Origin of the sequence: Mycobacterium sp. ACS1612, from assembly GCF_001667505.1 — a bacterium.
Lineage (GTDB): Bacteria > Actinomycetota > Actinomycetes > Mycobacteriales > Mycobacteriaceae > Mycobacterium.
Window position 1 is genome coordinate 26,017 of sequence record NZ_LZHZ01000006.1, and the last position, 18,505, is coordinate 44,521.

Annotated in this window: 20 protein-coding genes; 6 read left to right on the top strand and 14 right to left on the bottom strand. The window is 66.6% G+C overall.

From position 1 onward, the window contains the following. Positions 1 to 5: 5 nt before the first annotated feature. Positions 6 to 269 carry a hypothetical protein gene (locus tag A5724_RS03595; RefSeq protein ID WP_067796349.1) on the top strand — a complete coding sequence of 88 codons (264 nt, stop codon included), beginning with the start codon at positions 6 to 8 and terminating at the stop codon, positions 267 to 269. Here the strand turns inward: A5724_RS03595 and A5724_RS03600 are convergent. Genes A5724_RS03600 through A5724_RS03610 form a run of 3 tightly spaced genes read right to left on the bottom strand, consistent with a single transcriptional unit; the run spans position 266 to position 2,368 of the window. Then, the gene (locus A5724_RS03600; protein ID WP_067796589.1) at positions 266 to 1,018 is read right to left on the bottom strand and encodes an ABC transporter permease; all 753 of its coding nucleotides are present in this window, start codon (positions 1,016 to 1,018) and stop codon (positions 266 to 268) included. The two genes, A5724_RS03595 and A5724_RS03600, sit on opposite strands and share 4 nt — an antisense overlap. Before the next feature lie 58 nt (positions 1,019 to 1,076). Next, positions 1,077 to 1,916: an ATP-binding cassette domain-containing protein gene (locus A5724_RS03605; protein ID WP_067796352.1), complete on the bottom strand. Its 840-nt coding sequence runs from the start codon at positions 1,914 to 1,916 to the stop codon at positions 1,077 to 1,079. Next, positions 1,913 to 2,368: a MarR family winged helix-turn-helix transcriptional regulator gene (locus A5724_RS03610; protein ID WP_082964837.1), complete on the bottom strand. Its 456-nt coding sequence runs from the start codon at positions 2,366 to 2,368 to the stop codon at positions 1,913 to 1,915. Before A5724_RS03610 ends, A5724_RS03605 begins: the two co-directional genes overlap by 4 nt. Before the next feature lie 55 nt (positions 2,369 to 2,423). On the opposite strand from A5724_RS03610, the gene A5724_RS03615 reads away from it, so the two are divergent. Then, positions 2,424 to 2,795: a hypothetical protein gene (locus A5724_RS03615; protein WP_067796358.1), complete on the top strand. Its 372-nt coding sequence runs from the start codon at positions 2,424 to 2,426 to the stop codon at positions 2,793 to 2,795. Here A5724_RS03615 and A5724_RS03620 read toward each other — a convergent pair whose 3' ends face one another. Continuing rightward, positions 2,796 to 3,356, bottom strand: a complete 561-nt coding sequence (locus tag A5724_RS03620) for a TetR/AcrR family transcriptional regulator (protein ID WP_067796360.1) — start codon at positions 3,354 to 3,356, stop codon at positions 2,796 to 2,798. 440 nt (positions 3,357 to 3,796) lie between these two features. Between A5724_RS03620 and A5724_RS03625 the strand changes: the two genes are divergently transcribed. Both A5724_RS03625 and A5724_RS03630 read left to right on the top strand, forming a co-directional pair. Further along, positions 3,797 to 4,147, top strand: a complete 351-nt coding sequence (locus A5724_RS03625; RefSeq protein ID WP_067796363.1) for a hypothetical protein — start codon at positions 3,797 to 3,799, stop codon at positions 4,145 to 4,147. Positions 4,148 to 4,189: 42 nt separating this feature from the next. Further along, positions 4,190 to 4,465, top strand: coding sequence for a hypothetical protein (locus A5724_RS03630; protein ID WP_067796365.1), 276 nt, complete (start codon positions 4,190 to 4,192; stop codon positions 4,463 to 4,465). Position 4,466: 1 nt separating this feature from the next. On the opposite strand, the gene glgX is transcribed toward A5724_RS03630, so the two are convergent. The 8 genes from glgX to A5724_RS03670 form a co-directional block, all read right to left on the bottom strand. Then, positions 4,467 to 6,614, bottom strand: a complete 2,148-nt coding sequence (glgX, locus tag A5724_RS03635) for a glycogen debranching protein GlgX (protein ID WP_067796368.1) — start codon at positions 6,612 to 6,614, stop codon at positions 4,467 to 4,469. Positions 6,615 to 6,706: 92 nt separating this feature from the next. Next, positions 6,707 to 7,258 (bottom strand): isochorismatase family protein, encoded by a 552-nt coding sequence (locus A5724_RS03640; RefSeq protein WP_067796371.1) that lies wholly within the window; start codon positions 7,256 to 7,258, stop codon positions 6,707 to 6,709. A 10-nt stretch (positions 7,259 to 7,268) separates the two neighbouring features. Beyond that, entirely contained in the window at positions 7,269 to 8,567 is a 1,299-nt protein-coding gene (locus tag A5724_RS03645) for a hypothetical protein (RefSeq protein ID WP_067796374.1), read from the bottom strand. After that, entirely contained in the window at positions 8,564 to 8,995 is a 432-nt protein-coding gene (locus A5724_RS03650) for a hypothetical protein (RefSeq protein WP_156752117.1), read from the bottom strand. The genes A5724_RS03645 and A5724_RS03650 overlap by 4 nt, the downstream gene beginning before the upstream one ends. After that, positions 8,992 to 9,189 (bottom strand): hypothetical protein, encoded by a 198-nt coding sequence (locus A5724_RS03655; protein ID WP_067796381.1) that lies wholly within the window; start codon positions 9,187 to 9,189, stop codon positions 8,992 to 8,994. The genes A5724_RS03650 and A5724_RS03655 overlap by 4 nt, the downstream gene beginning before the upstream one ends. Further along, positions 9,186 to 11,030, bottom strand: coding sequence for a hypothetical protein (locus A5724_RS03660; RefSeq protein ID WP_067796384.1), 1,845 nt, complete (start codon positions 11,028 to 11,030; stop codon positions 9,186 to 9,188). The genes A5724_RS03655 and A5724_RS03660 overlap by 4 nt, the downstream gene beginning before the upstream one ends. Before the next feature lie 84 nt (positions 11,031 to 11,114). Next, on the bottom strand, positions 11,115 to 12,602 hold the full coding sequence (locus A5724_RS03665) for an aminotransferase class I/II-fold pyridoxal phosphate-dependent enzyme (RefSeq protein ID WP_067796386.1): 1,488 nt from the start codon (positions 12,600 to 12,602) through the stop codon (positions 11,115 to 11,117). Positions 12,603 to 12,620: 18 nt separating this feature from the next. Then, the gene (locus tag A5724_RS03670; protein ID WP_067796389.1) at positions 12,621 to 13,799 is read right to left on the bottom strand and encodes an alcohol dehydrogenase catalytic domain-containing protein; all 1,179 of its coding nucleotides are present in this window, start codon (positions 13,797 to 13,799) and stop codon (positions 12,621 to 12,623) included. Positions 13,800 to 13,879: 80 nt separating this feature from the next. Here A5724_RS03670 and A5724_RS03675 point away from each other — a divergent pair, with 80 nt between their 5' ends. Further along, on the top strand, positions 13,880 to 16,171 hold the full coding sequence (locus A5724_RS03675) for a hypothetical protein (RefSeq protein ID WP_067796392.1): 2,292 nt from the start codon (positions 13,880 to 13,882) through the stop codon (positions 16,169 to 16,171). Further along, a complete protein-coding gene (locus A5724_RS03680) occupies positions 16,168 to 16,920 on the top strand; it encodes an SDR family NAD(P)-dependent oxidoreductase (RefSeq protein ID WP_067796395.1) in 753 nt (250 codons plus the stop codon). The genes A5724_RS03675 and A5724_RS03680 overlap by 4 nt, the downstream gene beginning before the upstream one ends. On the opposite strand, the gene A5724_RS03685 is transcribed toward A5724_RS03680, so the two are convergent. Continuing rightward, a complete protein-coding gene (locus A5724_RS03685; protein WP_067796593.1) occupies positions 16,902 to 17,678 on the bottom strand; it encodes an isocitrate lyase/phosphoenolpyruvate mutase family protein in 777 nt (258 codons plus the stop codon). The genes A5724_RS03680 and A5724_RS03685 overlap by 19 nt on opposite strands. Continuing rightward, positions 17,675 to 18,505 carry a DUF427 domain-containing protein gene (locus tag A5724_RS03690; protein ID WP_067796397.1) on the bottom strand — a complete coding sequence of 277 codons (831 nt, stop codon included), beginning with the start codon at positions 18,503 to 18,505 and terminating at the stop codon, positions 17,675 to 17,677. Before A5724_RS03690 ends, A5724_RS03685 begins: the two co-directional genes overlap by 4 nt.

The window sequence follows — 18,505 nt, forward strand, 5'->3', positions numbered from 1 at the left end:
TTGGTTTGAAGCCGGGCGATCTGTGCGGGGTCGGCGGGGTCGGCCGCGACCGCGAGCACCCGGTCGGATGGATAGCCATGCATGAGCGGGACCAGGTCGGTGGCGAAGCGACTGCTGATCGCGACTCGGTGGCCGTCGCGCAACAACTTCCGGGCCAGCCGCGCGCCTTCTTCGGTGCCGGCGTCGAGTACGAGAACAATCATGTGTTCATCGTGTCGCCGCCGGGTGTGTCGGCGATGTGCGGGACCTATGACCCGCAGATGAACTAGCGGACCAGGCGGCGCAGCAGGGTGGAGGCCACCGCGATGCCGAGGACCGCGGCCAGCATCAGCACGCCGATGTCGAGAATCGCGTTGCTCGGCGTGCCGATCAGCAGCCCGCGCAACGCATTCACCTCATAGGACAGCGGGTTGATCGCCGACAGCCAGCGCAGCCAGTGGGGCATGACGTCGACGGGGTAGAGCGCGTTGGATGCGAAGAACAACGGCATCGTGATGGCCTGGCCGATGCCCATCATCCGGTCCCGGTGGCGCACCAGACCCGCCAGAGTCATGGAAAGGCATGCGAAGAACGCCGCGGCGAGCACCACCACCGCCATCGCGGCAAGGATCTTCAGCGGGTTGACGGTCAGGTGCGCACCGAGCAGATAGGCCAGTGCCAGCACGCCGATCACCTGCACCACCGACCGCACGCCGGCGGCGAACGCCTTACCCGTGATGAGGGCCGGCGCGGGAGCGGGCGTCACCATCAACTTGGCCAGTATGCCCGCGTCGCGGTCCCAGATGAGTTGGATGCCGTAGAAGATCGAGATGAACATCGCCGATTGCGCGATGATGCCGGGCGCCAGGAAGGCGAGGTACGGCACGTCGCCGGTGTCGATCACCCGCAACCGGTTGAACGTCTGACCGAAGATCAGCAGCCACAGCGCCGGCTGCACCATCCTGGTGAACAACTCCGTGTTGTCGTGGCGCAGCTTCTGCAACTCCACGATCGCGAAAGCGCTCATCCGCATGGCCATTCCGCGGACACGCCGCCAGCCGCGCGGCGCGAGGACAATCTGCACGTCGATGCTCTGGTCAACTGACACGGCGGGCCGTCCTTCTGGTGTTGCGGATCGCGCGGATCCCGGTCTGCGAGGTGTCTTCACCGAGATCCGAACCTGCGTAATGACGGAAGACGTCTTCGAGCGTCGCTTCTTCCGGAGCCGCGCTGGCGGCGACATGTGCCTGGGACACGGTCTGCTTCAGCTCGGCGGGCGTCCCGACCGCCTGCAGCTGACCGTGATGCATCAGTGCCACCCGGTCGCACAGCGCGTCCGCCTCGGCCATGTAGTGGGTGGTCAGCAGCACGGTCATGCCGAAGGTGCGCTGCATGTACTCGACCTGGGCCCAGACGCTGTCGCGCGCAATGGGATCCAGGCCCACGGTCGGCTCGTCGAGGATCAGCAGCGACGGCCGGTTGACCAGCGCCTGCGCCAATTCCAGTCGCCGGACCATACCGCCGGAGTACGTGCCTGCGACGGCGTCGGCGACGTCGAGCAGTTGCATCGCGTCGAGCACTTCGTCGACCCGGTCGGCGCGTTCACCGCGCGGCACGTCGTACAGCCGGGCGAACAGCTCGACGTTCTGCCTGCCGGTCAAAGCCGCCTCGATCGAAAGCTGTTGCGGCACATAGCCGATGTTGTGCCGGATGTCCATGGTGTGGCGGCGGGAGTCGAGGCCGAAGACGGCCACCTGGCCGCTCTGCACCGGGGTCAGCGTGGTCAGCACCCGGACCACCGTGGTCTTGCCTGCCCCGTTGGGGCCGAGCAGGCCGACCGTCTCACCGCAGCGGACCGCCAGGTTGAGATCGTCGACCGCGGTGAACTGCCCGTAGCGGTGGGTCAGGTGCTGACAGTCGATCGCAAGCGGTGTCATCGCGACTGCCTCTCATGCAGCATGCGGGTCATCTCGGCGAGTACCTCCAGTCCGTGTTCCAGGCTGTCGAGTTGGTCGGGGTCCAACTCGTCGAGCACCGCGACGAGCGCGGCGCGGCGCGCGGCGCGCGATTGGTCGGCGATGCGTTGCGCTGACTCCGTCAGTCGCAACCGGCCCACCCTGCGGTCCTCCGCGTCGACGGTGCGGATGAGCAGGCCGTCGGCCGAGAGTTTGGACACCAGCGTCGAGGCCGTGTTCGGCACCAACCCCAACTCGGTGGCCGCCTCTCGCACCGAAATACCCGGTTGGCGACCGACCAAGCGCAGCATCTCGGCCTGCGACTGGGTCAGCCCGGTGGCGTCGAACCCGCTGCCCGTCGACCGGCGCAACTGTCGGCGGAACCGGCCCACCACGTTGAACAACTCGGCGATCAGATCGGTGCGGGTCTCCACGACGTCCGATATTACCTCTGTTACAGAGTCTTTTTGTAGGGGTCAGAATGAAGCCATGGCCTCCTATCTGCTCAACGACGCCGCGGTGGCGAAAGCCAGGGCGCTGATCGACGCTCGGCAGTACGTGCTCGACAGCGACTGGGGAGAGGTGCAACCGCGCGCCGACGCGCAGAACAGCTACCTCAAAACGCATAGCTGGGCCGAATACGCCGAGTGGCACCTGGGGCTCACGCAGGGTGCCTCCGACGAGACGAAGGCGCGATATGCGTTCGTGTACGGCGACTTTCGCCGACTCCACCGCACCGGCCTGATCGCCTGCGTCTATCGGGCCGCCGAGTGGCGGCACAAGGACGTCGAACTGGCCGCCCACGACCTGCTGCAGTACCTCGACAAGAAGACGGGCCTGGAGCCGACCGCCAAGTCGTGACTACGGCCTCAGCATGAAGTGCAGGAACCTCTCCTGAAGACCGGGTGGGGCGGCGGGCGCGGAGTCCGTCGAGTGCAGCAGTCCGATGCCCGCCGAGAACACCACGAACGCCCGCAGCGCTGCATCGTCGCGGTCGAACCCGCAATCGACGAACGCGCGACGGATGGTGCGCAGCACCCGCGCGTCGCTTTCCTGGACGCTGGCCAGGACCTCGTCGTCCGACAGCGCCCACACCCGCATCGCCTGCTCGAGTTGCCACTGGTCCGGCGCTACCCACGTCTGGATCATCATGCGCAGGCGGTCGAGGGGGTCGACGTCGGGCATCTGCTCGAAGCTCCGCCGGTTACGGTCCCGCAACTCACCCCACGTCCTGATCAGCTCGCTGCGATAGGCGGCGGTGTCGGAGAAATGCCAGTAAAAGCTGCCCTTGGTGACATGCAGGCGTTCGGACAACCGGTCCACCCGCAGTGCGTTCGGGCCGCCCTCGGCGAGCGCAGCAAATCCGGCGTCGATCCAGTCATCGGCTGTCAGCCGACCGCCAGAACTGCGCGGCGGCACCATGTGGGCAGCATACGGGGCTCAACCTCGGTAGTGACTTACACCCGGGAAAATTACGGGTGACGAAGGTGCTGGCAACCGTGACCGCCAGGTAGGGCGCCGCCGCTCTTCGGCTTCCTACTCCGGCCCGCCCGGCCGGCGGCGTCAGCGGAATTTCGAGAAATTCCGAGAGCCATGGCGGCGGCCACGGTTGCTACAGCAACTAAACCGTACCATACGGCCTGGTACGGAGACGTGATCTCGATTTGCAAGCGCCCATGCCGCACAACAGCTTTAGGTGTTGCCCGCCAACCACTCGCGCTGCCACTCGAGAAAATCTTCGTCGTCGGCGACCATCACGATCCGCTCATCCCACGTCTCGATGTCGTCGGCCTCTCAGTCGGTGAAGGTGGGATCCAGCGAGCGCACGCGCGTCAAGCTGAGCCGTGCGGCACCATAAGCGCATGACCTCTGACGAGTTCGACGACAACCCACTGACGCCGGAAGAGGAACTGGACTCCGACGAAGTCCGCAATGAGGACGGCGACGAGGTGGTCGATCCGCCCGACGAGTGGATCGAGGCGAAGGACAACGAGACGCTCGACGAGCGACTGGCGGAGGAGATTCCCGACGACGTCGACGACGAGGACACGCCTGCGCCCACCGAGGCCCACGACTCCGACGCGGGCGGAGGCCTGCGGTTGGTCAGCAACTACGACATCGACCATCTGAATCCCGAAACGCACGGGCGGCAGTACGGCCAGGTCGACGGGACGCCCGAGGACGGCGAATCGTTCTACGACGTCCTGGAGTGAGCCGCGCGTTTAGCGCTGCGCCCATTGGGCAACCGGACCGTTGTGAGCGCAAACCCTGACCCCGGCTATTCCCCCAATGACGGCGGCGGAGTCGGTGACGCACTGAGGCCGACCGAGGCCCTCGACTCCGACGATGTCCGAAACGACGACGGCGACGAGGTCGTCGACCCGCCCGAGACGTGGCGTGAGGCGGACAAGATCACCGCCGACGGTGAGGTGGACGAGTCACTGGACGACAAGCTCGCCGCCGAGCAGCCCGAGCAGCCCGAGCGGACCGACCCGGACGACGGCGGATCGTTCTTTCCCGTTGTCGACTGAGTTATTCGGTGTGGGCCTGCAGCACCATCAACGCCCTGGCGTTGACCGACACTGTGGCACTGGCGGACACCGGCTTGCCCTCGTCGGCCGCCGCGGTGTCGGCGGTGTAGACCACCGGCACCCACGAAGCGCCGAATCTCTCTGCAGGCAATGTGAATTCGATCGGCTCGTAGTGGGCGTTGAAGAACAGCAGGAACGAGTCGTCGGTGACCCGTTGTCCACGCACGTCGAGGTCGGGGATGCCATTGCCGTTGAGGTACACCGCGACCGACTTGGCGAAGCCGCTCTCCCAGTCCTCGTCGCTCATTTCTGAACCGTCAGGGGCGAACCACGCGATATCGGGCAGACCGTCGCCGCCGCGCTGGCGCACCGGGCGACCGGAGAAGAACCGGCGCCGGCGAAACACCGGATGCGCGGCGCGCAACTCGGACACGGTCCTGGTGAACTCGATCAGTTCGGTGTCGGCGTTGGCCCAGTCGATCCACGACAACTCGTTGTCCTGGCAGTAGACGTTGTTGTTGCCCTGCTGGGTGCGGCCGAGTTCGTCGCCGTGCGCCAACATCGGCACGCCCTGCGAAAGCAGAAGCGTGGCAAGGAAGTTGCGTTGCTGACTGGCGCGCAGCGCATTGATCTCCTTGTCGTCGGTGGGGCCCTCCTCGCCGCAGTTCCACGAGCGGTTGTGGCTCTCACCGTCGCGGTTGTCTTCTTTATTGGCCTCGTTGTGTTTCTCGTTGTAGGACACCAGGTCCCGCAGCGTGAACCCGTCGTGAGCGGTGACGAAGTTGATCGACGCGACGGGACGCCGCCCGGTGTGCTCGTAGAGATCCGATGAGCCGGTGAGCCGGGACGCGAACTCGTCGAGCGTCGCCGACTCGCCCCGCCAATAGTCGCGAACCGTGTCGCGATACTTACCGTTCCACTCCGTCCACTGCGGCGGGAACCCGCCGACCTGGTAGCCGCCCGGCCCGACGTCCCACGGTTCGGCGATCAGCTTGACCTGGCTGACCGTCGGATCCTGTTGGACGAGTTCGAAGAACGCGCTCAATCGGTCGACGTCGTAGAACTCGCGGGCCAACGTCGAGGCCAGGTCGAACCGGAACCCGTCGACGTGCATCTCGGTCACCCAGTAGCGAAGTGAGTCCATGATGAGCTGCAAGCTGTGCGGATGGCCGACGTTCAGGCTGTTGCCGGTGCCGGTGTAGTCCATGTAGTACCGCTTGTCGTCGTCGACCAGTCGGTAGTACGCCGCGTTGTCGATACCGCGCATCGACAGCGTCGGGCCCATGTGGTTGCCCTCCGCGGTGTGGTTGTAGACCACGTCGAGAATCACCTCGATATCGGCCTCGTGCAGGGCCCGCACCATGGCCTTGAACTCCTGCACCTGGCCGCCAGGATTGGGGCTGGAGCTGTACTTGGAGTCGGGCGCGAAGAAGCCGACCGTGTTGTAGCCCCAGTAGTTCGACAGCCCCTTCTCGACGAGCGTGGAGTCGTTGGCGAAGTGATGAACCGGCATCAGCTCGATTGCGTTGACGCCCAACGACTTCAGGTGTTCGATGATCACCGGGTGCGCGACGGCGGCGTAGGTGCCGCGGATGTTCTCCGGGATGTCCGGGTGCGTCTGCGTCAGTCCCTTGACGTGCGCCTCGTAGATCACCGTGTCGGCGTACTCGTGGCCCGGCGGCCGGTCCACGCCCCAGTCGAAGTACGGGTTGATCACCACGCACTTGGGCACGCAGGCCGCCGAGTCGTCGTCGTTGCGGCTGTCGGGATCGCCGAAGTTGTAGCCGAACAGCGACTGGCCCCAGTCGAAGGTGCCGTCGATCGCCTTCGCGTACGGGTCGATCAGCAACTTGTTCGGGTTGCACCGCAGACCCGCACTGGGCTCGTACGGCCCGTAGACGCGGTAGCCGTAGCGCTGGCCGGGTTCGATGTTGGGGATGAACCCGTGCCAGACGAAGCCGTCGACCTCGGGCAGTGTCATCCGAGATTCAACGCCGTCGGCGTCGAACAGGCAGAGCTCCACCTTCTCGGCGACCTCGCTGAACAGCGCGAAGTTGGTTCCCGAGCCGTCGTAGGTGGCCCCTAGCGGATACGCCTTGCCTGGCCACACCTCGTATTGCGTGACATCTGGGTTGGCAGCTTGGGTCAAAGTGGCACTCTCCAATTGACGACGATGGAATCACCCGACATGGCGACCATACGGGGGTGCCCAAACTGACGGCATTGCAACCAAATTGTGGGCTACCTGACCTGGACACCGACCGCGCGCATGTCCTCGACGGCCTTGGCGGTCGATTCCGGTGCCACACCTGCGGTCAGGTCGAGCAGCACCCGGGCCTTGAAGCCCGCCGCGGCGGCGTCGGCGGCGGTGGCGCGCACGCAGTAGTCGGTGGCGATGCCGACGACGTCGACCTCGTCGACGCCGCGCTGGTTCAGCCAGTCGGCCAGCGTGGTCCCGGAATCGTCGGTGCCTTCGAAACCGCTGTAGGCCGCCGAGTAGTGGCCTTTCTTGAACACCGCCTCGACAGCGGCCGGGTCGAAATCCGGATGAAAGTCGACGCCCGAGGTGCCGACCACGCAGTGTCGTGGCCAGGACAACGCGTAGTCGGGTTGCTCGGAGAAGTGCTCGCCAGGGTCGATGTGGAAATCCTTCGTCGCAACGACGTGGCCATAGCCGGCGTCCCCAGCGAGCAACTCGGAGATGCCGCGTGCGACCGCCGAGCCTCCGGCCACAGCCAATGAGCCGCCCTCACAGAAGTCGTTCTGCACGTCCACGACGATCAATGCGCGCACGCTGTCAAGCCTATCCGCCGAACAGCAGGTAGAGCCCGGTGAACGTGTAGCCGACCATCACCAGCATCATCGCCAGTTGGCCGGTCAACTGATGGCCGGCGGGCAGCACCCGCAGCGCCTTGTCGTGTGCGGCGATCACCGCGGCGATGTGGCTTGCCACCACGCACACCACCTTGATGGTGGCCAACACCGGCGGGTGCATCGACAGCACGTAGTGCACCTGCGCGCCGTTGAGACCGAACAATCCAATGATGGTCTGCTGGCCGCGCTCGACCAGATACGTCAGGTAGTGCGCGAACACGTAGCCGATCACGATCGGGATCAGCGAATGCGCCATCTCCCCGGGCAGTTCGCGGCGGCGCTGCGCGTCGACCCCGCCGGTCGCGCGGGCGGCCAGCCAGAAGGTGCCCGCGACCACACAGGCGAACAGCAATAGCCCCACGGTCTTGAGCAGGGTCGCCGTCGCAGCAGAGTCGGTGTGGCTGTCGACGAACCCGCGCCACCGCGGTGACGCCGAAAAGCTATCGAAAGCAGTCGATCCCAGCAACACCGCCAGCACCGCGAGGCTGCCCGCGCGCACCGGGAACGACTGCAGATGGTCGAACGGGTTGCCGATTGCGATGCGCCCGTCGCTGTTGCGGCGAAAGATCGCCGGACGCGACGCCACCACGCTGTACACCTCGAACGGGTCGGCGCGGGCACACCAGCGGCCACCGAAGCAGACCGTGCCCGCCAGCGTGACCACCAGGTAGACGAGCAACCAAAGCTGGATCGCGCCAAGGGATCCCGGGTCGGGGCTGGCGAGTTCGAGCCAGACGAACGCGAACAGGCCGACGACGGCCGGCCAGTAGCCGATCCGTTCGGGATACGTCAGCCCGAGTGACCGCCGACCCGTGATGCGGTGCAGCGTGCGCACCGGGGACAGCACCCGCCACACCGGGCCGAACAACAGCGATAGCGCCACCAGGCCGACCCACAGCAGGACGTAGAACACGCCGGGCAGTGGATTGTCACTGTCCTGCGGACCGAGCCAGCCCACGACAGCCACCCACACCGCGAATGCCAGCGCCGCGATGCCGACCATCCACCGCATCGCGGGCGCGTCAACGGCGGTGGTGACCCACCGCGGCAGCGGACGTCCCTGTTTGCCCGGGTCGAACCGCGGCCGACGCCATGCCAGCGCTACCACCGCGAACGTGAACGTCAGCGCCCACGCCGCGCCAATGAGCGCGTAGCTCAACGGGATCGGCAGATCGGTCGAGCCGCCTAGGCCGTGGGCCAGTATCGCGGTGGACCGATCGCTGATCACTGCACCTGGATGGTTGCGATCGTCTTGTTCAGTTTGTGCAACTCGACGTCGACTTTGCCGGGCACGTCGACGCTGAACTGGAAGGACTGGTTGGGCTTGGCGTCGATGTTGAAGTTGTGCTCAGGCGTCGAGTGCACATGCAACTCGTCGGCGGCGTCGCTGTTGACGCGGACCACGATTTGCTCCTTGACCTTTGCCTGCAACTGCTGATTGGTCGGGGTGACATCGCCCCCCTTGATCGTGACGTCGATGAGCACCCGCGACGGCGGTGCCTGCTCATTCGACATGTCCGACGGGTTCACCGTCGAAGGCTGGCTGCTCGGTTGCGCGCTGCCCGTTGCGTTGTCGGAGGAGTTGCCGGAACCGCCGCAGCCTGCGGTGATCAGGGCCGCGGCCGTCACGATCATCAGTGTCCTGGAAGTTGTCACGGTGAACCATCTTGGCCCGAGGCCCTCGAGTTCTCATTTCGAGGGGCGTCGCCTCGAGGGGCGTCGCCGCGACGCCGGTCCCGCACCGCCACGTAGATCACCACACCTGCTACCGCGACGGCCGGGGCGAACGCCGGGATCGCGAGCAGCAGACCGTGATGAGCCAGGATCTCGACGTGTCCGGCCCCGGTCATGCCTGCGCCGTGGGTTGTAGTTCGGCCTCGGTGCCAAGGCCCTCGGTGCGGTTGATCCGTCCCGCGCCCCAACTCAGGCCGCCGAGCATGACCAGTGTGCAGAACAGCACCACCAGGCAACCGATCGTCCACAACGCCTCAGGGGTGTCTGGGTTGCGCTCGCGCTGCAGGATGGTGATCTCGGCGACGAACGGTCGGGTGAACGTGGTCTCCGCAGGCACCTCTTGTGCGCCGATGCCGGGGTCCGCTGCGAGGAAGATCGGAACCGCGGTCATCGTCTTACCGTCGTGCACCCGCAACAACGTCTTCCAAGTGCCCCACACCGGCACAGGCTGGGTGGAGCGGTAATGCCCGGGGCCGAGCTTGTCCAGGTTGTCGATGACGCGGCCGCGCTGGTTCTCCAGATGGCCCTGCCACGCGAGGATCGACACCCAGTTGGGGTGCTCGCTGACGAAATCGGGCGGGTTGATCCGGGCGTCGACATTGACCATGCGTTGTCCCGCCGCGGCGGGTGCCTCGGTGAGAGTGACTGTCGCCGTGACGTTTTCGGGAACGTTGTAGCGCAGGCCGTTGGCCGCGGCGCCGCCGATCGCGACGATCGCCAAGATCACGAGACCGATGCTGATCGCGCGCGACGGCAGACGCTGCGAGGTGACGACGAGGCCGAACAGCGCGCCGCAGGCTCCGGTGAGCACCGCGACGGGAACGGCCATGCCGAGGGCCTCCGGCCAGATGCTGGTGGGCCACGGGTAGTAGTAGACGGCGTCGATCCACAGCGACTCGAGCCACAGTCCGGCGGTCGCGACGCCGAGGCCGCTGACGGCGCCGAAGACCACCGGTCGCTTGAAAAGCGGTGTCAGCCCGATCAATTCGACCACGATGGCCGGTCCGAGGTAGAGCGCGAACCAGTTGATCGGCGCGCCGAGAATTGGACCGACGACCAGTGCGACACCGCCTCGCAGTGCGATCGCGAGCAGGGCGGCGATGATCGCCGCGCCCCGGCCGAGCATGATGCGGGCGGCGACCAAGGCGAACGCGGCAGCGGCGGCAATCAGCATCGGCTGGAACACCTGTCGGAATTGCGCTACGCCGAAATCGAATTCGATCTGGTACACCGACATGCCGACGAGGATGCCGCCGAATCCCAGGTACTGGACGAACTTGATGCCGATCCCGCCGGTGGGGGCGTCGTCACCCATCGCCTTGAGACCTTCGTGGTTGAGCAGCACCGCGGACAGGGTGGAGAAGCCCGCGCCACCGATCATCATCAGGTGGGTGGGTCCCCACAGCGTGACATCTTGACCGAAGATGCGGTGCCAGATGTCGTCGAGCGGGAAGCCCAACAGTGCGTACAGGCCGCAGCCGGCCATCAGGATGCCGCCGACGGGCGCGTACCAGGTCTTGGTGATGCGGACTGCCGAGGGACCGGGCTTGTCGTACGGCAACACACACGCCATGCAGCCCGCGATGAACAACAGGAAGAGACCGAACAGGATGAAGTAGTGCGCGGGGTTGGCCAGTGGTCCCGGGTCACGGCCCTTGCCGATGTGCAAGCTGACGTCCCAGATGAAGCCGAACAGCGCACAGATCAGGGTCGCGATGAACAACGCCATCGGCAGCGCCACCCACGGCGGCCGCTTGAACCGCCGGCCCGCCCACTCGGCCAGGTTGTTCAGCCAGGTGATGCGCCGCTGCCGGTGCAGGTAGCCGATCCACAGCAATGCTGCGGTGACCACGAGCGCGGCCACCGACATACCGATTACCTCATTGAGCGCGGCGCCACCGCCCTCGCCGCCCTGGGCGAGTATCGAAACCACTTCTGAACTGTGTGAATTCCCCATTGTCATCCCCACCGGTGAGCTTCGTCGGACCGAACTGACTCGTGAGTAATGTTGCCAGATCCCTCCAGGGTGAAACCAGGGGTATCAGGTAGCGACCACTTTGAACGTCTCCAAACTGGTGTCGGCGGCGTCGGGCACGTTCATCCCGGCGTTGAGGCCGGAGCGCAGGTAGTCGATCACCGCGTCGTTGAGTCGCTCGCCGGGCACCACCGCCGGTATGCCCGGGGGATAAGGCGTGATCTGCTCGGCGCAGATGCGCCCGCTGGCCTTGTTCGCAGGCACCGCCTCGACGTGTCCGAAGAACGCGTCACGCGGCGAATGGACCGCTTCGAGCTGGATCTCTTTCGGCGACGGCAACCGGATCTGCGGTGGCGAGTCGAAGTCGTTGGCGGCCTTGCGCCACCCCCAGAGCGCGTCGAGCAACCTCTCGCCGGTCGCCTTGTCGTCGGCGAAGGAAATGGTTGCAAGCACCCGGCGGTGGTCACTCATGCCGATGTCGACATATTTGTGCGCGCGCAGCCAGTCGGCGGCCTGATAGCCCGAGGTGCCGGTGGCCGACACGTCCATCAGTATCTGCATGCGGTCCAGGTCGTGGGAGGCCTCGTGGCCGAGCAGTTCGTCGTCGAGTACCTCGACGTCGGGGATCAACTCCAGGTCGTCGCGCAGCCCCCTGGCCAATTCCAGTGCGTTGCCGATTAATTCGCGGCCGCGCTGGACCATCTGTCGTCGCCAGCCGTCCATCGCGGCGTACACCATGACGTTCGGGCTGGTCGTCATCAGCAGATCTGCGCACGCCGACAACCGGTCCTGATCGACCAGGTCGCCCTGGAGGTGGAACACCGAACCCTGTTCGAATCCGGCGCCCATCTTGTGCACGCTGACCACACACACGTCGGCGCCCGCGTCCATCGCCCACGTCGGCAGGTCCTCGTGGAACGGCAGATGCGCGCCCCACGCCTCGTCGACGATCAACGGCTTACCGCGTTCGTGGCATACCCGCGCGATCCCGTCCAGGTCAGCGCAGGTGCCGTACGGACTGGGGCTGACCACCAATGCGCCCGCCGCGTCGGGGTACCTGTCCCAGGTGTCGCGGTAGTCCTGCGGCGACGGCGGATGCGAGATGTGCCGGTCGGCGTCCCACTGCGGTGTCACCCACCGCGCCTGCACACCGGAGAAGATCAGCCCGGCCACCACCGACTTGTGGCTGTCGCGCGGCACCAGCAGACTTGCGCCGGCTGAGCCGGCAATCCGGCCTGAGTCTCCACCAGCGACCGCCATCATCGCCGCCTTGACGGAAAGCGAACTCCCACACGTCGAGAACCACGCGACGTCGGCGCCGACCGCCTCGGCCATCAGGTCTTCGGCCCGCTTCAGGAACTTGTTGCTGGTGCGCCGGTCGTCTAGACCGCCGCTGGCGAGCAGGTCGTCGCGGAACGGATCGTGGCCGAGCACTGCGAGTACCCGGTCGTCGACGCCGCGGCCCTGCCGGTGTCCCGGCGGGGTGTATCCATATCGGTTGCTCGCGCGGTAGTCGACCAGGGCATCAAGGATCGGCGCTTCGGATTGATCCATGATCGCCCGAGTACCCGTTTATGGCGTCAGTACCACCTTGACCATGCCGTCTCCCTTCTTCTGGAAGGTCTCGTACGCCTCGGGCGCCGCCGTGAGCGGAAGCCGGTGCGTGGCGAACTGCTCGACGCCAAGCGGATCCTCGGCCGTCAACAACGGCATGATGTCGGGCACCCACTTCTTCACGTTGGCCTGCCCCATGCGCAACTGAATTTGCTTGTCGAACAACGTCATCATGTTGATCGGGTCGGCGGCGCCGCCGTAAACGCCTGACAGCGATATGGTGCCGCCGCGGCGGACCAGAGCGATCGCCGAATTCAACGCTGCCAGTCGGTCCACCCCGGCCTGCTTCATCACGACGCGGCCCACCGGCGACGGCAGGAAGCCGGCGGCGGTCTGCATCGTCTCGGCGATCGGCGATCCGTGCGCCTCCATCCCGACGGCGTCGATCACCGAGTCCGCGCCGCGTCCGTCGGTGTAGCCCCGCACCATGTCCTCGATATCGTCGCGACGCAAATCGATGACGTCCGTACAGTATTCGCGCGCCCGCGCGAGTCGTTCGTCGACCAGGTCGACGCCGATCACCCGGCAGCCTTTGCGGTGCGCCGCGATCCGGCACGCCATCGATCCGATCGGGCCGAGGCCGAGTACCAGCAGCGTGCCGCCGTCGGGCACATCGGCGTATTCGACCGCCTGCCATGCGGTGGGCAGCACGTCGGACAGGTACACGTAGCGCTCGTCGGGGCCGTCCTGCGGCACCTTGATGTGGGTGTACTGCGCCTGGGGCACCCGAAGATATTCAGCCTGGCCGCCCGCCACTTCGCCGTAGAGCTTGGAGTAGCCGAACAGCGCCGCGCCGGTGCCCTGATCGCGGTTCTGCGTCGTCTCGCACTGGCTCTGCAGTCCGTGGTCGCACATGAAACAGTGCCCGCAGGAGATGTTGAACGGAATCACGACGCGGTCGCCGACGCTCAGCGTCTCGACTTCCCTGCCGACCTCCTCGACGACGCCCATCGCCTCGTGGCCGAGGATGTCACCCGGCGTCATGAACGCGCCGAGAACCTCATACAGGTGCAGATCCGATCCGCAGATGTTTGTGCTCGTGACGCGGATGATCGCGTCGGTCGGCTCCTTGATCACCGGGTCGGGCACCGTGTCGACGGAGACCTTCCTACGTCCTTGCCACGTGACCGCTCGCATTGGCGTCCTCCTCGTACATTCGTTGCCTCTACGGGCGTGCCCAGCCACGCGAATGCCAAACCTCGCGCCAGGATGGGGGCGTGACCGGAGGCGGAACGGTCGTGGAATTGCGGGTGCACGGGGTGTCCGGTGCACAGCCGGAAGCGCTGCTTGGCAGTCCCGTCGAGGGCATCGAACGCGCGGCAGGCGACGACGACGCCGGGTTCTACCGGCGCAGGCCGGAGCCCGACGCGGCGGTCGATCCGAACCAGTGGCGCCGGGTGATGGAGGCGTACTCCTGGGCGGCGCTGACATCGCGGCGGGCCAGCCGCGCCCTGTGGCTGTTGTTTCTGCCGTTCATCCTCATCGATCTGGCGCACTGGATGCTGCCGCCCGCGCGCAGTAAGCGACCTGCCGTGCTGGCGGTGACGCTGCTGCGGCTGATCGCGCTGTCGTTCACGTTGACGTTGATGCTCGCCTCCGCGGTCGCGGTGATGGACGTAATGGTTTGGCAGTGTGTGAATTTGGATTACTGCACCGCCGGACCGTTGGCCTTCCTGGCGTCGTGGCGCCGCGGAGCCCAACTTGTGGCGGGCGCCGCGCCGCTGATGGTGGTGATTGCGCTGCTGTGGCGGCTCGGTTCGGAGGGCACCATTGTCGGTGGACGTGAGCCGCCGCCGAGCCCCGCTGTGGTCGAGGGGCAGACACCCCCGTTGGCGCAGTCCTCGTTCTGGAACCCCGATCAATCTGTGGTGCGGATGCGGTGCTGCCACGTGACCGCGTGGTCTGCCGGCGTAGCCGCGGTGACGTTGGCGGCGCCGGTGCGCTACGCCGCGGGCGGGGCCAGGACGGTGAGCGTCGGCCTGCTGGCGGCCAACGCGGCGTTCCTGGCCATCGCCGTGGCCGCCACCGCGTCGAGCAGGGCGACCGCGCGCGGCGGGCCCGGCGTGAACCGGCTGACCACACCGCTCGTGGCGGCGCGCTGGGCGTCGCTGGTTTTGCTTGTGGCATCGATGATCTGGGTCGCCACCGCCGACGCCTCGTATCCACCCGCGCCGACGCACCTGCCCGGTCTACATGAGGCGATCTACGTGCTGTTCGTCGTTCAGGTCGTGCTGCTACTCGCGTTGTTCACGGTCACCGCGGTGTCGATGCGGGGCACCAGGTGCGCGCAGCGGACCAAAGGCTGGCGGATGACGCTCGGCGGCTTCACCGGTCCGTTCGTCGCACTGATCGGCTGGCTCATCGGGGGTGGGTTCAGCGTCGGCATCGGACTGCTGGCGGCACAGACGTTCGGTCAAGCCGTGTTGTCGACGCCGGCGGCGATCCGCGAGAACGCTTCCGAGGCGGCGCTGATCGTGCCGCCACCGTATGTATGGGCGTCGGTGGCCACCGTCGCCACCATCGCGGTGGCCATCGTGATGGGCGGCTACGTCTATTTCCGTGTGGTCCCGCAGCGGACCGCGGGCGAGCTGGCCAGCGTGCAGGTCGACTATCCGGGGCTGACCGCCCCCCACGGAGAGCTCAGCGGGGTCGCCCGAGCGCGCGCGTTGGCGTCATTGACAGACGTCGGCACGCGAATGGTGGCGGGCATGGCCCTGGTGGCGGTGGCTGCGATCATCGTGATGATGGTGGTGAACCTGCTTGTACCTCAATTTGATTCGGCCCGGTTCTGGCCGGAGGCGATCTTGCGCTTCAGCGTGTTGACCTCCGTGGTGCTGGCAGCAGGCCTGGTCACTCTGGCGGTGGCGGCGTACCGCAATCGGCAACTGAGGCGCGCGGTCGCGGTGCTGTGGGACGTCGTCACGTTCTGGCCACGCGCGAACCATCCGCTGACCCCGCCGTCCTACGGCGCCCGCACGGTGTGGGACATCCGCCTGCGGTTGGCGGCGTTGACGGAAATGGCCGGCCCCACCCGCGTCGTGCTGGTGGCTCACAGTCAGGGTTCGGTGATCGTGACGGCCGCGCTGTTGCAGGGCGACGACGGCTACCCGCTGCTGACGTTCGGCTCACCGCTGCGACGGCTGTACGCGCAGAACTTCCCCGCCTACTTCGGTCGCGAGACACTCGAGTTCCTGCGGGCCAGGCAGCAGCCGAGTCGCCAGTGGATCAACCTGTGGGCGTTCACCGATCCGATCGGGGCGTGGATCTTCGACCACCAGAACACATCCCTGGCGGACGCGCAGTCGCGGTATATCGACGACCGCCTGCTCGACGTGCGCTCAGACGACGGCCGACCGGCGCCGGGCGCGCCGATCTGCGGGCACTCCGGGTTCTGGATGCGCCAGGAGTACACGGAGGCCGTCGAGGCCCTACAGTCCACAGTGATGCCCGCGCACACCATGCCGCCCGATGACCGCGCGACGGCCGCGCCGAGCGAAGAGTCGCTGTGAGGTTCGCCAACCGCACCGCGGTGATCACGGGCGGCGCGGTCGGCTTCGGCCGGGCGTTCGCCAGGGCGTTGGCTGCCGAGGGTGCCAGCGTGGTGATCGCTGACATCGATGTCGAAACCGCCGAACGCACTGCAGCGCAACTGCATTCGGCGGGAGGCCGCGCCATCGCGGTCAGTTGCGATGTCGCAGACCCGGCGCAGGTGGATGCCGCCGTCTCGGCGGCGTCCGGACAGTTCGGCGGTATCGACATCGTGATCAACAACGCCGGACTGCACCTGACGAAGTACAACCAGCCGTTCACGGCGTTGTCGCGCAACGAGATCCGCGACCTGTTCGACGTCAACGTGATGGGCGTGATCAACGTGACGCTGGCGTGCCGGGACTCGATGCGTGAACGCGGTGGCGGGGTGGTGCTCAACATCTCGTCGATGGCGGGCTACCTGAGCGCGACACCGTACGCGGTGTCCAAGCTGACCGTCCGCGGCCTGACCGTCGCGTTTGCGACGGAACTCGCGCCCGATCGCATCCGGGTCAACGCGATCGCCCCTGGGCTGATGAACACCGAGAGCGCGCTGGCCGACCTGCCGACGCCGTTGATCGACGAGTTCGTCCACAAGCGGCAGTTGGTACATCGTCTGGGCACGATGGACGACGTGGTGTCCGCGGTGTTGTTCCTCTGCTCCGACGAGGCGTCGTTCATCACCGGCGAGACGCTGAAGGTCAGCGGGGGCTATCCGCTGGGCTTCTGATCCGCGTACCGCACCAGACGCGCCTGCATCACCGGGTACGGGTCGGCGGCGGGTAGGCCGGTGCCCTCGCGCACCGCGACGGCGGCCTGTGCGGCGGCGTGGATCGCGGCGCGGTACGGCATGGAGCCCGTCGACACCCGACGCACCCCGAGTTCTGCGAGTTGGCCAAGCGAAATACCTGAGATGGCAAGCACATTGACAGGCAGCGGAATCGCTGAGGTCAGCTCGCGCAGCACGGCGGGCTCGGTGGCGCCGGGCACGAAGATGCCGTCGGCGCCGGCTTCGGCGTACCGGTTGGCCCGGTCCAGTGTCGCGGCCACCGTGGCATCCTGGCCGAGCCAGTACGTGTCGACGCGCGCGTTGACGAAGACGTCGGGTGAACGCTGTTTGATCGCTTGCACTTTGGTGGCGTGCCGATGTGGATCGATCAGCGTCTCGGCGGTGCTGTCCTCGATGTTGATGCCGTCGACACCGAGCCGAGCGACGTATTCGGCGACGTCGTCGGGGTCGTCGGCATAGCCGTCCTCGATGTCCATGCTGAGGTAGCAGTCGAGGTTGCGCAGCGCGGCGGCCAACGCGAGGTTGGCGTCTTTGGTGGACCGGCCGCCGTCGGGCTCACCGCGGCTGGATGCGACGCCGAAGCTGGTGGTGCCGACCGCGGTGAACCCACATTCGAGGAATGCCAGCGTCGAGGGCACATCCCACGCGTTCGGTAGCAGCAGCGGCAACTCGCGATGATGCAGATCCGTGAACGTCATTCCTCGCTCCACGGCGTCACCGGGCGGTCCCGGTGCTCGCCGTCGACGATCACGTCGACGCGTTCGTCGAAGAAGCAGATCCGGTCACGCACCGGCTCGGCGTCGTGTAACGGCTCGTGATACGTCCACGCCACGTCGCGGGGACCGCCGGGGATCGAGTAGTACGTCGCGCGGCCCTTGTAGGCGCAGAAGGTCGCGGTGTCGCTGCGTTCGAGTCGCACGGCCACATCCTCGCGCGGGAGATAGAACCGCACCGGCAGCAGGGTCTCGAACAGCAGCAGCGGTCGGGTGGACTCCGCGAGCACCCGGCCGTCGAGTTCGACGCGGACGTGACGGCTGCTGCGTAGGACGTCGATGCGGCTGAACGGGTCGTGCGGGTGGCTGACGACGTGTTCGTCCTCCTCGCGCCACTCGAACGCTCCGAACTCGAGGATCACGTAGTCGGCGAGGTCGGGATCGTCCGGCCGGAACGCCGCTGCAGGCCCGGTCTCCTCGCCTGCGAGCACGTCGAATGCGGTGCCTGCACATGAGTGCGCGTCGAACGGCACTGACGGGTCGAGGATCGGCCGCGAACTGATCGCGGGAAGCCGCACACCGACCTCTTCATCGGCACCGGATTCGGCTCCAGCCGGCACCAGTTGCGCGGACAGTGCGGCGGCCGGTACGGCGTAGGTGGGGACCACCCGCCGCGGCTCCCAGACCAGCAGGGCCTCGCAGGTATCGACGACCGGTTCACCGCCGATGCAGGCACGCACCCGCTTAGGGGTGGGTTGGTAGCGCAGGGTGTCGAGATTTCCGGTCAGCAGGTCCACCATCCTGACACCCAT